Raw genomic sequence first — 13,034 nt, 5'->3', positions numbered from 1 at the left:
CAGGTACCGTCACTTTCTTCTTCCCTGCTGAAAGCACTTTACAATCCGAAAACCTTCTTCGTGCACACAGAATTGCTGGATCAGGGTTGCCCCCATTGTCCAATATTCCCCACTGCTGCCTCCCGTAGGAGTAAGGGCCGTATCTCAGTCCCCTTGTGGCCGTTCACCCTCTCAGGCCGGCTACCTATCATCGCCTTGGTGAGCCGTTACCTCACCAACAAGCTAATAGGACGCAAAGCTCTCCTGCAGCATCTCTTTTCATTGCCAGGCACATGCGTGCCGGCAATTGTATCAGGTGTTATCAGTCGTTTCCGTCTGTTATCCCTATCTGCAGGGCAAGTTCTTTACGCGTTACTCACCCGTCCGCCTTGGCTAGGCTGTGCAAGCACAGATTTGCCAAAGACTTGCATGTGTTAAGCATTCTGTCAGCGTTCATCCTGAGCCAGGATCAAACTCTTCATTCAATATATTTTACATATATTTAAATTTCACCTTTATCTTGACGAGAATCTTGTTTTACAACAAGAGCTCTTGACTATTATTTATCTTTTACACATTATTGCTTCTTCTATTCTTATCTCAATTGTCCTGCGACACGATTTCGTATCGACAAGATATATATTATCATAACTGAATTTATTTGTCAACTACTTTTTTTCAAAAAATTTGTGTTTTTTGTAGTTATAAAGGTTTCTTTACCGGTATTCCTACTTTTCTAGGATATTTTATCTTTGTTTTTTGAAGTTTTATAATCTCCAATATTATTCTTGTATCTTTGCTTTCTGGAAGATTAAATTCAAAAGTTTTGTTTATTTTTGCATTTAAAACCTTTAGAGCATTTTTCGATTCTTCTATTTCGTTTAGGTTTAATTTTTGCGGTAAAAAACGTCCATTTACCTTTATGAATGGAATCATATACTCCAGTATTATTCTTAAATTGGCTACCCCTCGGCAAAGAGCAACATCAAAACTTTCTCTTCTATCTTTTATTAATTCTTCTGCACGTTCAAAACTTGTGGTTACATTCTGTAAATTTAATTCTTTTATTCCTTCATTTATGAATTCTATTTTTTTCCTTACTGAATCTACTAACAAAAACTTTTTCTCTGGGTAATAAATGGCAAGTACAAGCCCAGGAAATCCAGCACCTGTTCCCACATCTATAAAAGATTTTTCGTTATCATTTATAACTTTTGTTAAAAGCAAGGAATCTATAAAATGTTTTTCCAGCATTCCTTTTTTCTCACGAATTGCTGTTAAATTCATAATTTGATTTTTATTATATAAAAGTTCTAAAAATTTAAGCATTTGTGTAATTTTTTCGTCTGATACTTTAATTTCTGATTTTGAAAGCAAGTTTAAGAAATATTCTCTTAAATTGGCTTCTTCGTTTATATTTTCCACTTTTTCTCCTTACGTTCCATTAATATATAAAAGTTTTTTTATAGCTAGATTTTATTTTAAAACTCCATCTAAATACATGAGCAGTACAGAAATATCTGCTGGCGTTACTCCAGACATTCTGGATGCCTGTCCTACATTATATGGTCTATTTTCTTTTAATCTTTGTTTTGCTTCTCTTGTAATTCCCTTCATACTGTCATAATCAAAATTTTTAGGAATTTTTTTATCATCCAGTTTTTGCTGTTTTTCCATAATTTGGATAGCTTTGGCGATATAGCCTTCATATTTTGTCTGAACTTCAATTTGATATTCAGTTTCATCGTCAAAATTTAGATTTGGAACATTTTCAATGATTTCAGCTATATATTTTATATCTTGATATGTAACTTTTGGACGACGTAAAATTTCCTTTAAAGTCGTTCCACTTTTTAGACTTTCGTTATATTTATCAAGAATTTCCATAAGCCTTTGGTTACTGCTTCCAAGTTTTATATTCTCAAGAATTTCTATTGTTTCCTTAACATTTTTTTTCTTTTCCTGTACAATATCATAATATTTTTTATCAAGAAGTCCAATTTTATAAGCCTTTTCAGAAAGTCTTATATCAGCGTTGTCTTCACGTAAAATAAGACGGAACTCAGATCTCGCCGTAAACATTCTATATGGCTCAAACAATTCCTTATTTATTAAATCATCTATCATTGTCCCAATGTATGAACTCTCTCTATCCAAAATAAACGGATCTTCTCCTCTAATTTTTAAAGCTGCATTGATTCCTGCTATAATTCCCTGTGCAGCCGCCTCTTCATAACCGCTTGTCCCATTTAGCTGTCCAGCCAGATAAAGTCCTTTTACTTTACGGGTTTCAAGAGTGTAGTCAAGTTCGCTAGGGTCTACAATATCGTATTCTACCGCATACCCATATCGCATTATATGGGCATTTTCGAGTCCATCAATTGTATTTACTATCTTCTGCTGCAAACTAGCGGGATAGCTTGTGGAAAGTCCACTTATGTAGACTTCCGCCGTATCAAATCCTTCTGGCTCCAAAAACAGATGATGGCTGTCTTTATCATTAAATTTTACAACTTTATCTTCAATCGACGGGCAATATCTTGGCCCTGTGCTGCTTATACTTCCATTATACATTGGCGCTTTATCCAGATTATCCATTATTATTTTATGTGTATTTTCATTAGTTCTTGTCAAATAGCACGATAATTGCGGTTTTTCCAAAACTTCATCATTTGGCGTTCTCATTGAAAATTTTAACGGAATACCTGTTATTCCCGGCTGTTCTTCCAATTTTTCCAGATTTAATGTTCTAATATCAAGTCTAGGAGGTGTTCCTGTCTTGAATCTATCCATTTTAAATCCTAAATATTTTAAGGAATCTGTAAGGTCATCTGCCGATAACTCTCCCATTCTTCCACCTTTCACCCTTTTATCTCCAATGTATAAAAGTCCTCTCAAGAATGTTCCTGTTGCAAGTACAACTGCCTTTGCAAAAAACTCCATTCCTGTCTTAGTTCTTATCCCTTTTATAACTTTTTCAATTCTTTTAGAATTACCTTCTAAAATTTCAATTTCTTCTACAATTAATTCTGTGACAATATCTTGAACAGTATCTAAATTTTGCTGATTTTCTATTGTTTTTTTCATTTCCCTTGCATAAATTTTTCTATCCGCCTGAGCCCTTAACGAACGAACTGCCGGTCCTTTTTTTGTATTCAGAATTCTCATTTGTACAAAGCTTTTGTCCATATTTCGTCCGATTTCTCCACCTAATGCGTCAACTTCCTTAGCCAGATGGCTTTTTGCAGGTCCTCCAACTGACGGGTTACAGGACATAACACCTATATTATCTAATGTTATTGTAAAAATTGCTGTATTCAATCCTAATCTCGCCGATGCCAATGCCGCTTCAATTCCTGCGTGTCCAGCACCAACTACAATTACATCATAATTTCTCATTTTATTTATAAATTGTAATTTTTATTCTCAAAATAATACTTTGACCTAAAATTACACTCTCCTTTCAATTCCAAATCTTTTTATGAATCCATTATATATTAATATTTTGTTTTTTTCAATAAAGTATTTTCAAAAAAGAAAAAACGAGTTATGCAACTCGCTTACAGTTTATTTAATAATTCGATTTTTATTTTCTGTTTTGGTGGAAATGACGGGAATCGAACCCGTGTCCAAAATAAAAAGTTCTTACTATCTTCTACAAGTTTAGTCTATTTAACGCTTTAACCGTTAGATATTAAACAGACAAAAGTCTAAAGGCGAGATTATAAGTTTTCCTCAAATGACATAATCATACATTTGAGTAAGCCATTAAAAATGACATCATCTAATGGAAAAATGGCATTCCCAAAAGAGATGAGCTGCTATCTTAGGCAGCTAATGCGTAATTATCGTTTCCGATTATTTTTAAGTTGGATTTTAAAGCTCCCGCTTACTTGCCAATAATAATCTTTTTATCCTGTCGAAACCAAAACATTCCCTTAACTATTTTATTTTTAACTTTTAAGTTATTCTATCACAAAAACATTTATTTTTCAACAGCCGTTTTAATTTTTTTTAATGTTTCGGTGCAAAAAGGCTTATTACACCATAAGACGCTAAAGTCATTATTGCTGCAGCTATTACGACTCCTAATCCAATGTAAAAAAATGATCTTTTTCTATTAAATTGAAGCAACGCCGCAATTAATGCACCTGTCCAAGCACCTGTCCCTGGAAACGGAATTGCTACAAACAGCATTAAACCAATAAATTCTCCTGTTGCAAGCCCTTCACTCCGTTTTTTTGCACGATTTTCTATTTTTTCAATAAATTTTACCATAATATTATGTTTTTTCATAAATTCAAAGGCTTTTACTGAAAACAGCAGAATAAATGGTACAGGAAGCATATTTCCAACAATCGAAACAATCATATTTAAGTACCAGGGCAATCCAATAGCCGCTCCAATCGGTATTGCACCACGAAGCTCAATTATAGGCAGCATTGATATAAGAAATATTCCAATCATTTTGTTTAAAAGTGGAGCTCCTATCAAAGTTACCTTTATAAAATTTTTAAAAGATTCCATCATTTTTATTTTTTATTTTATAATAATTACATTCATTAATTATTACAAATTTCTCCTTTATTGTTTATTTACGTTGTTTCAAGAGAACGTATGCTCTATTTTTTTATTTAAAATCTTATCTAATTCTTACAAAAATTCATACATTTACAACATATTTCCAACTAAATTTAATTATTTTTTGTAATCACAAATATTAACGGCTGTGATTTTTCCAAGATAAACTCAGATTCATTAAAGCCACCAAATACCTTTACATTGTTCATATCTAACTGTTCAAAAAATTTCATAAAATCAAAATAATTAACATTTGTTAAAATTTCATCATTTTCAAACTTATCATCCAAAATAGTTTTAAAAATCACATTATTATCAGAATTTTTGTAATAATAACGCTCAAATTTCACATTTTCATTTTCAATCAATGGTAAATTTCCCAAAAAATCAGATTCAGATTTTTGATTTTCAAAAAATTTATAAAAATTTATTAGTTGAATAATCAGTTTCCCATTATTTTCAAGCTGTGAATAAGCTTTTTGTAAAAATAAAAAAATCTCATCTTTGCTATTCAAATGCGGTAATGTATTTCCAACATTTATTATTGTGTCGAATTTTTTCAATTCATCAATTCTCATCATATCCAATTTTTTTACATCAACATTTTTTTCTCTAGCCTGCTCAATCAATTTTTCATTTATATCAATCGAAATTACATCATATCCTTCATTTTTCAGAAATTTTGACAAATTGCCTGTTGCAGCTCCTACATCAAGCATTTTTTTCCCTGTAATATATTTTTGAAAAAAATTCTTCTGAACATCTGAAAACGAAAAAATAAAATCATATTTTTCTGCGATTGTATCGTAAAACTTTTTCATGTTTTTTTTATTTTTCATATTTTCTCCAAATTTTAAAATTTTTGAATTTAACAGCAAAGTTATAATTTTAGATTATTATATCACAAATTTTATAAAATAAGAATTAAATTTGTCCAAACTTTTGGGGTCAATACGTCTAATTTATATATTTTTTTTTGATAAAATTCTTATTCTTTAACAAGTATTAATAACATTTTGAAATTTTCTGTTTCGGCTTCCACAGCATGAGGTATATTTGCAGGAAGAACAGCACTTTCACCTTTTTTCACAACAAATGGTTTTCCGTCAACATAATATTTTCCTTCCCCATCAAGCACAGTAACCAAAGCATCTCCAGGTGCTTTATGTGGATCAAGGCTCTCACCTTTCCAAAAAGACATAATTGTCATTACTAAGTTTGGTTTTGCTACCAAATTTTTACTTACAATTTTTCCTTCCTGATAATCAACAACTTCAGCAAGATTAAAAGCACTTGCACTTTCCAGCATTTTTAATGTCTTATTTTCCATATTTCCTTCTCCTATCTTTTCTCCAATTTCAATTAACTTCAATTTATCCCTTGCTTCAATAGAGTAATTATGATTTGCTGTGATTTCAAGAAAATCTCCATTGGAAATTGTTTTTTTATTATTTTCAATAAAAATTTCTCCATTACCATTAAAGCAGTAATAATAACGGTTTCCAAGCATAGCTTCTGCGGTTATTTCCTCATCTTTTGCTAAAGAGAATAAAGAAATATAGCTATTTGGCTGATTTAAGATTCTCATGCTTACAACTTCGGCTTCCTTAGATGTGATAAGCTCATTAAAATTTATCGGTTTTGCAACTTCTATTTTAACCATAAATCTCTCCTTAATTTATAATATTTTTTCCAGCTTTTTCATAAACATTTCTTGAATAAACTGATATTCTCCCATTCCTACTAATTCTGTTTCCACAATATATCCATTTTTTTCAAAAATTGTTTTCCATGAATTTTCAGTATCTGACATAATGTCTTTTTTTGCATGTTTTCCAGCAACTATTAAAAAAGGTTTTATTAGTATTTTTTTATAATCTGTATTTTGTAATTTCTCTAAAATATCTGAAATTTGAATCTTTCCTTCAATTGTTCCAATAAAAATATTGTTTTTTCCAGCTTTTTCATATTTTTTCTGTAACTTTTCATAACTTTTATCCGAAATATCTTCTGAACCGTGTCCTACAAAAATAATTGCATAATTGTCTTTTGTATCATTAAATTCCTCATTTTCAACAATTTTTTCATAATCTTCTTCCGCAAACAATAACGGTTCTGAAATTTTTCCATATTTATTATTCAATTTTTTGTACTCAACTCCATCCAAAATATGAAGTGACATTGTTACAATATTATTAAAACCTTTATTTTTTAAAGCATTTAGAGCTTCTTCATGATTAAAGACTAAATAATTTTTTTCAGTTTTCAGTTTATGGCATACTCTTTTAGATGTAAATGCACGTTCAAAATTCTTTTCTCCATATTTTTTCTTTACGTTATTTTCTATAACTTCAATTGTTTTTTTTAATGTCTCAGTATGTACAGTTCCATAACTTGCAACAACAATCCCTTTTTCCATAAACTATATTTCCTTTCAGTTTTATAAAGTATGTTTGAACCTCTGTAAATAGCTAAAAATTCAAGAATTAAACAAAATAATCCTAACCTTTGAGTTTGGTTTTAAAATAATTTTATTGTAGTATAACACATATTTAAAAAAAATAGAAATTTAAAAATAAATTTATTAATTTTTTATAATACAAATAATACAAAAAAGAAAACCGACTATTTCTAGCCGATTTTCAAAGTTAATTTTTAAGATTTCTGTTTAAAATCAATTATTTAGCAATTTTGCTTGCGAAGTATCCTAAAGTTCTGATTAATTGAGCTGTATAAGACATTTCGTTGTCATACCAAGATACTGTTTTAACTAATTGAGTATCTCCGTTTTGAACGATTTTTGTTTGTGTTGCATCAAATAATGATCCGAAGTGAATTCCAACGATGTCAGAAGATACTAATTCTTCTTCAGTATATCCGAATGATTCGTTAGCTGCCGCTTTCATAGCTGCATTTACTTCTTCTACAGTTACTTTTTTCTCTAAGATAGATACTAATTCAGTTAATGAACCAGTTGGAACAGGTACTCTTTGAGCAGCTCCATCTAATTTTCCGTTTAATTCAGGTACTACTAATCCGATTGCTTTTGCAGCTCCTGTTGAGTTAGGAACAATGTTTACAGCTGCAGCTCTTGCTCTTCTTAAGTCACCTTTTCTGTGAGGTGCATCTAAAGTATTTTGGTCTCCAGTGTAAGCGTGGATAGTTGTCATTGTACCAGTTACAACACCAAAGTTATCGTTTAATGCTTTAGCCATTGGTGCTAAACAGTTAGTTGTACAAGAAGCTCCTGAAATAACTGTTTCAGATCCATCTAAAATTTCGTGGTTTACATTGTAAACAACTGTTTTAACATCGTTTCCACCAGGTGCAGTAATAACTACTTTTTTAGCTCCTGCTTTAACGTGTAATTCTGCTTTATCTTTTGTAGCAAAGAATCCTGTAGCTTCCAATACTACGTCAACACCTAATTCTCCCCAAGGTAATTCTTCAGGGTTAGCTTTTGCGAAAGTTTTGATTTCTTTACCGTTTACTACGAAAGCTCCTTCTTTAACTTCGATAGTTCCATTGAATCTTCCTTGAGATGAATCATATTTGAATAAGTGCGCTAACATTTTAGCGTCTGTCAAATCATTAATTGCCACCACTTCAAATTTGTCTGTTTGTTCAGCTAATAATCTTAATGCTAATCTTCCGATTCTTCCAAATCCATTAATTGCTACTTTAACTGCCATTTTAATAATACCTCCTAAAAATTTTAATATATTAAAAAATATATTATTCTATACAATTTGAGTATACCATATTTTTGTTTAATTTTCAACAGTCAGAAATTAATAAAATTTTATACTAGAATTACTAAAAATTATATAATTTTTTCGCTTTTTTATAATAAAAAAAACCACTATAAAAATTAGTAGTTATACATCACATATTTTATAATTAAAATGGCTGGGCTGAATGGATTCGAACCATTGCATGCTGGAGTCAAAGTCCAGTGCCTTACCGCTTGGCGACAGCCCAACAATTATTTCCTAAGACAAGAACCATTATACAAAAAAATTTCGATTTTGTCAACACTTTATTTTATAATTTTAAAAATTATTTTTTAAATTATATAAAGAATTGTTTAATAAAGTAATCTTTGGTTTATTGTATTTAGTTTAACTTTTTTTATTATTTTAGAAAAAAACTACACTTGCCATCTTGTTTGCAAAATTTTAAGTGTAGTTCATATTTCTTTATTTAGCACCTTTCAATTTTTTTTCTAAACTTTCAACTTGCCATTTTCCATTTATTTTTTTCAATGTTGCTGGTGCATTTTCAACTAAAATTTCTTCTTCAGTTATTTTTTTTACTTCTGCTTCAAACATTTTTATTCTTTTAGTTATTGCAATACTGTAGTAATTTCGTTTTATTGGCTCATTTCCCTTATTTTTCATAATTTGTTCCAATTCACTTACACTACTAATTTTAGCTTTTTCCATAATTTGTCTTTCTGTTTCTTCATCCAAATCCAACATATCCGAAACATTTTTCAAATTTTTAGATTTTATATCATAAACTACTTCCACTTCATCATCTGAAAGATATTCTATTTGTTTTATGTCAAATCTTAATGGGGTTTCTCTCGCTGTAATTCTTGAAATTGTTCTTATATATTTGTCTACAATTTCATATTTTAATGTATTACTTATGATATAGTCTTTTTTAAATAATCTATTATAAGCTTCTTTTTCGAGTCTTTTCTCATTATCTTGTATTCCAGCATTTACAATTGTGAAAAAAAACGATTGTAATCTACTTGAAAGTACTCTTTTTATTTCCATATCTTCATTTTCTACTGTTTTTACTGGTACATTTTGTTGCACTTGATTATTTTCTGCAAAAGTGTTTCCCATAACTATTAACATAATCAAAAATAATATTTTTTTCATCTTTACTCTCCTTATTTTTTAATTTATTTTTATTAAACTTATTTCTAATTATTTGTATCTTGAACTTGCCATTTCCCATTTATTTTTTTAACCGTAACTGACATATCGTCTATCCAGATTTCTTCCTCTTTTGTCTTTTTTATTTCTTCATTAACAAAATTTACCATTTCATCTAGCATTACATAATAATATTTTTTCTTTAATTCATCATTTCCTTTATTTTTCATAATTTTTTCTGCTTCGTCTATACTTTTGACTCCTATTTTTGTTAAAAATTGTTTTTCCATTTGTTCATCAAAATCTAGTAAATCCCAAACTTTATCTAAATTTTTGACTTTCATCTCATAATTTACTTGAACTTCATTTTGAGAAACATAGTTAATCTTTTTTACAGCAATTTTTGGTTTCATACCATTTATTACAACTTTTATTATTTCATCTGTATATTTTTTCCCAATTTCCTTTTTCAAAGCACTACTCATGACATAATCTTTTGGAAATAAACTGTCTATTGGAATTTTTGAAGACTGTTTATTAATTTCAGTCTCTACAGTATTTTTAACTATATTTATAAACGGCTGCATTGCCATTTCGACAGTATTTTCAATTTCTTTTCTATCATTTTCTGATATTCTGCTTGTTGTTATTCTAGTATTTTTAGTTTTTTGTGATTTTGGTGCTGTGAACGTATTTCCTATTACTGTTAACATTAACACAAATAATATTTTTTTCATAAACTCTCCTCGTTTTAACTTTTATCTTTCTTATAAAAGTATAACATATTTTTTAAAAATATTAAAATTAAAAATTATTTTAAAACACAAAAACTTACGAAAAAATAATTTATGTGATACAATACAAAGAACTTATAATACAGAAAGAGTAATATTAATACATAATAAAAAACATGATTATCAAACTATTGTCAGTTTCTTTAATCATGTTATTTTTTTACTATTTTACATATTTTTTAACTCTTATTTTTCAAATCACACTTTTTCCCAAATTCATCATATTCTTCTCTTGTTACAATCTTATTATTTTTATCAAAAAAAATCCAGTTATAAAACTTTCTCCCATCTCGTATAACACCTTTTATAACTGCCTTTTCTCTCAAATTATTATCTTTTCCCTTACTAAACCATTTATTAAAATAACGAAGAAAATTATTTTTTATTTCCACAAAATCTGTAACTTCTATTTTTGCATTTATTTTTCTCCCGTTTAATCTATAAATCGGAACATCTTTTTCAAAATCTTTTTCTTCAATTTCAATAATATTATTTTCTACTTCCAATTTTTTCCATTTCTTGAGATTATTCCATTCTTCCAAAGTCATTTCTATCATATCAAAATCTTTAATCGGCTTAAAATCACGAAATTCTACAATTGTGTATTCTTTAATATATTTTCTTATTTCTTCCTTTTCTAAAAACTCGCCATTCTCAAAGATAACCCTGTTCAGATTATTTTCTTCAATAAATTTCATTATCTTCTCAAAACCAATTTCCCGTGTTACAACATCATCAAAAATTTCTGTTTTTTCTTTCCAAATTGATTTATACAGCCCAACTTTTTTCAGTTCTATCCGAAATTCCTTCTTGTTTATTTTTTCTCCCGCTTTTATTTTCTCAAGAAGTTCAATTAATTTTTTTGAAAAATCAACCTTATTTTTATGAATTATTTCTTTCAAATATCTAATTGTGCTGTTTCTCAAAATATCATAATTTCCTAAAATTTCATTTTTCAATTTTTCATCATTCGTAACTTCATTTTCATAACATTTCCACGAATAATCCTGCCCATCAAAACAATGAAATATTTTATCTCCCTTTTCTTTCTCAAAATCATAATAAGAACAGCTATACAGCGGATCATCTTCCCTTCTCAAATCAAATGCCACATAATTTTTATCTTCTTTTGCTTCCCCAATATGCAAATAACATTCCGCCTCAAAAAAAGAATCATTTTTCTGATTTTCAACTTTTATAATTTCCATATTTTTTAAATCCCTAGGTAATAAATAGTATTTTATCACTTCATTTTTTTTAACATTTCTTCAAATTTTTCCGCATCCTTAAATTTCCATTCATTCCCGATTTTATTTAATTCATCCGTTACTTTATCTGTCACATAATTCTTAGGATTTCGCATTCCTTCTCTTAACATTTCATTCATTATATCTTTCCATTTTTTTACTTCTGAAAGACTAAAAAAATCTTCATCGTCTTTTATTTCATATCCATATTTTTTAAAAAATCTTTTTTTAATTTCTTTTTCATCTAAAATTTTATCCAAATCAAGAATAACTACTTCATAAGTAACAGAAACCTTTGTATTTGATAAATATTTTACAGTTTTTATATTAAAGTTAAATATTTCAGAAAAAAAACCAAAAAATTCTTTTGATAGCAATTGCATACTCTCTTTTTCTTCTTTGCTCATTTCATTATTTACTTTACTTGCTACAGAAAAATAATATGAAATCATTTCTTTTAACACTTTCTTAGGATATTTACTCACTGTTTCTTCAATTTTCTTATTCTCCAAATCAATCTGCTCTTTTGACAAAGTAACATTTTTTTGCTTTATTACTTGATACTGCCCTGCAAAAATTTGCATGGAAAATATAAATAGAATTATTGTTATCAGTTTTTTCATTATTCTTCAATTCCTTTTCTAAACTCATGCGTAAATGCCTTGTCGTAAAGTTTAGACTTAGAATATTCATTTCCCATAAAGTTTCCTACAAGAATTTGTGCCGTTTTTGTAATTTTTTCCTTTTTCACAAGTTCAGCAATTGTTTCTAATGTTCCCATAACAATTTTCTGATCTTCCCAAGTTGCTCTTTGAACAATTGCAATTGGTGTTGTTTTATCGTAATGTTTTAATAATCTTTTTACAACTTCATCAATCATTTGTACAGATAGGAATATTGCCATCGAACATTTATGTGAAGCAAGGCTTTCAAGACTTTCTGCTTCAGGAACAGGCGTTCTTCCTTCCAGTCTTGTACAAATTATTGTCTGACTTACATCAGGCAGGGTAAATTCTTTTTTTATTGCAGCAGCAGCAGCTACAAATGAACTTACCCCTGGAATTACTTCGTATTCAATCCCATATTCATCCAGAATATCCATTTGTTCCCTTATCGCACCATAAATGCTCGGATCCCCAGTATGCACCCTTGCTACCAGTTTTCCTTTTTTCTGTGCCTTTATCGTAACTTCCATCACTTCATCCAAATTCATTGAAGCGGAATTATAAATTTCAGCTCCATCCTTATGGCAATCAATAACCTCTTTTGGAACCAATGACCCCGCATAAATTATTACATCTGCTTCCTTTACGATTCTTTGCCCTTTTACTGTAATCAATTCAGGATCTCCCGGTCCTGCTCCTATGAAGTATACTTTTTTCATAAAATTACCTCTTTCTTTTTTAATTTTTTTATTTTTATAATATTTCATTTATTTCAAAACTTACTGATATTTCTGTATTCAAATATATTTTTTTATCTTTCTTAAAAAATGCTTCCCAGACTTTCCCATTTTCAAGATAAATGGATATTTTATCAAG

Annotated in this window: 12 protein-coding genes, 1 tRNA gene, 1 rRNA gene and 1 other RNA gene (1 of these 15 running past the window's edge); all 15 read right to left on the bottom strand. The window is 29.1% G+C overall.

Going from position 1 to position 13,034, the window contains the following annotated elements; genetic code table 11:
• Positions 1 to 464, bottom strand: a 16S ribosomal RNA gene (locus tag BQ5344_RS04085) (it extends 1,048 nt beyond the left edge of the window).
• Between the two features lie 217 nt (positions 465 to 681).
• Entirely contained in the window at positions 682 to 1,404 is a 723-nt protein-coding gene (gene rsmG, locus BQ5344_RS04080; RefSeq protein WP_021768541.1) for a 16S rRNA (guanine(527)-N(7))-methyltransferase RsmG, read from the bottom strand.
• A gap of 51 nt (positions 1,405 to 1,455) precedes the next feature.
• Positions 1,456 to 3,378: a tRNA uridine-5-carboxymethylaminomethyl(34) synthesis enzyme MnmG gene (gene mnmG / locus BQ5344_RS04075; protein WP_021768540.1), complete on the bottom strand. Its 1,923-nt coding sequence runs from the start codon at positions 3,376 to 3,378 to the stop codon at positions 1,456 to 1,458.
• Between the two features lie 200 nt (positions 3,379 to 3,578).
• Positions 3,579 to 3,917: a transfer-messenger RNA gene (ssrA, locus tag BQ5344_RS04070) on the bottom strand.
• 76 nt (positions 3,918 to 3,993) lie between these two features.
• Positions 3,994 to 4,509 carry a COG2426 family protein gene (locus BQ5344_RS04065; protein ID WP_071124248.1) on the bottom strand — a complete coding sequence of 172 codons (516 nt, stop codon included), beginning with the start codon at positions 4,507 to 4,509 and terminating at the stop codon, positions 3,994 to 3,996.
• 164 nt (positions 4,510 to 4,673) lie between these two features.
• Entirely contained in the window at positions 4,674 to 5,399 is a 726-nt protein-coding gene (locus tag BQ5344_RS04060) for a class I SAM-dependent methyltransferase (protein WP_083378185.1), read from the bottom strand.
• A gap of 149 nt (positions 5,400 to 5,548) precedes the next feature.
• A complete protein-coding gene (locus tag BQ5344_RS11985) occupies positions 5,549 to 6,223 on the bottom strand; it encodes a cupin domain-containing protein (protein WP_083378184.1) in 675 nt (224 codons plus the stop codon).
• Between the two features lie 15 nt (positions 6,224 to 6,238).
• On the bottom strand, positions 6,239 to 6,979 hold the full coding sequence (locus tag BQ5344_RS04050) for a sirohydrochlorin cobaltochelatase (RefSeq protein WP_071124247.1): 741 nt from the start codon (positions 6,977 to 6,979) through the stop codon (positions 6,239 to 6,241).
• A gap of 259 nt (positions 6,980 to 7,238) precedes the next feature.
• Complete coding sequence (gene gap, locus BQ5344_RS04045) at positions 7,239 to 8,252, bottom strand: type I glyceraldehyde-3-phosphate dehydrogenase (RefSeq protein WP_006805251.1); 1,014 nt, start codon at positions 8,250 to 8,252, stop codon at positions 7,239 to 7,241.
• A gap of 214 nt (positions 8,253 to 8,466) precedes the next feature.
• Positions 8,467 to 8,541: transfer RNA gene (locus BQ5344_RS04040), tRNA-Gln, on the bottom strand.
• 218 nt (positions 8,542 to 8,759) lie between these two features.
• Positions 8,760 to 9,455, bottom strand: coding sequence for a hypothetical protein (locus BQ5344_RS04035; RefSeq protein WP_071124246.1), 696 nt, complete (start codon positions 9,453 to 9,455; stop codon positions 8,760 to 8,762).
• A 44-nt stretch (positions 9,456 to 9,499) separates the two neighbouring features.
• Positions 9,500 to 10,189: a hypothetical protein gene (locus BQ5344_RS04030; protein WP_071124245.1), complete on the bottom strand. Its 690-nt coding sequence runs from the start codon at positions 10,187 to 10,189 to the stop codon at positions 9,500 to 9,502.
• A 236-nt stretch (positions 10,190 to 10,425) separates the two neighbouring features.
• Positions 10,426 to 11,454, bottom strand: a complete 1,029-nt coding sequence (locus tag BQ5344_RS04025) for a hypothetical protein (protein ID WP_071124244.1) — start codon at positions 11,452 to 11,454, stop codon at positions 10,426 to 10,428.
• A 35-nt stretch (positions 11,455 to 11,489) separates the two neighbouring features.
• Complete coding sequence (locus BQ5344_RS04020; RefSeq protein WP_071124243.1) at positions 11,490 to 12,116, bottom strand: hypothetical protein; 627 nt, start codon at positions 12,114 to 12,116, stop codon at positions 11,490 to 11,492.
• Positions 12,116 to 12,877, bottom strand: a complete 762-nt coding sequence (gene cobM, locus BQ5344_RS04015; protein ID WP_071124242.1) for a precorrin-4 C(11)-methyltransferase — start codon at positions 12,875 to 12,877, stop codon at positions 12,116 to 12,118. Before cobM ends, BQ5344_RS04020 begins: the two co-directional genes overlap by 1 nt.
• Positions 12,878 to 13,034 lie beyond the last annotated feature (157 nt).

Source organism: Leptotrichia massiliensis (assembly GCF_900104625.1).
Lineage (GTDB): Bacteria > Fusobacteriota > Fusobacteriia > Fusobacteriales > Leptotrichiaceae > Leptotrichia > Leptotrichia massiliensis.
This window is presented reverse-complemented; position numbering and strand designations above follow the sequence as displayed.

Bases quoted from the DNA above. Each gene is read 5' to 3' on its own strand.
- BQ5344_RS11985 (WP_083378184.1), bottom strand. From the start codon at position 6,223: ATGGTTAAAATAGAAGTTGCAAAACCGATAAATTTTAATGAGCTTATC.
- BQ5344_RS04035 (WP_071124246.1), bottom strand. From the start codon at position 9,455: ATGAAAAAAATATTATTTTTGATTATGTTAATAGTTATGGGAAACACT.
- BQ5344_RS04025 (WP_071124244.1), bottom strand. From the start codon at position 11,454: ATGGAAATTATAAAAGTTGAAAATCAGAAAAATGATTCTTTTTTTGAG.
- BQ5344_RS04060 (WP_083378185.1), bottom strand. From the start codon at position 5,399: ATGAAAAATAAAAAAAACATGAAAAAGTTTTACGATACAATCGCAGAA.
- cobM (WP_071124242.1), bottom strand. From the start codon at position 12,877: ATGAAAAAAGTATACTTCATAGGAGCAGGACCGGGAGATCCTGAATTG.
- gap (WP_006805251.1), bottom strand. From the start codon at position 8,252: ATGGCAGTTAAAGTAGCAATTAATGGATTTGGAAGAATCGGAAGATTA.
- BQ5344_RS04030 (WP_071124245.1), bottom strand. From the start codon at position 10,189: ATGAAAAAAATATTATTTGTGTTAATGTTAACAGTAATAGGAAATACG.
- BQ5344_RS04050 (WP_071124247.1), bottom strand. From the start codon at position 6,979: ATGGAAAAAGGGATTGTTGTTGCAAGTTATGGAACTGTACATACTGAG.
- BQ5344_RS04065 (WP_071124248.1), bottom strand. From the start codon at position 4,509: ATGATGGAATCTTTTAAAAATTTTATAAAGGTAACTTTGATAGGAGCT.
- mnmG (WP_021768540.1), bottom strand. From the start codon at position 3,378: ATGAGAAATTATGATGTAATTGTAGTTGGTGCTGGACACGCAGGAATT.
- BQ5344_RS04020 (WP_071124243.1), bottom strand. From the start codon at position 12,116: ATGAAAAAACTGATAACAATAATTCTATTTATATTTTCCATGCAAATT.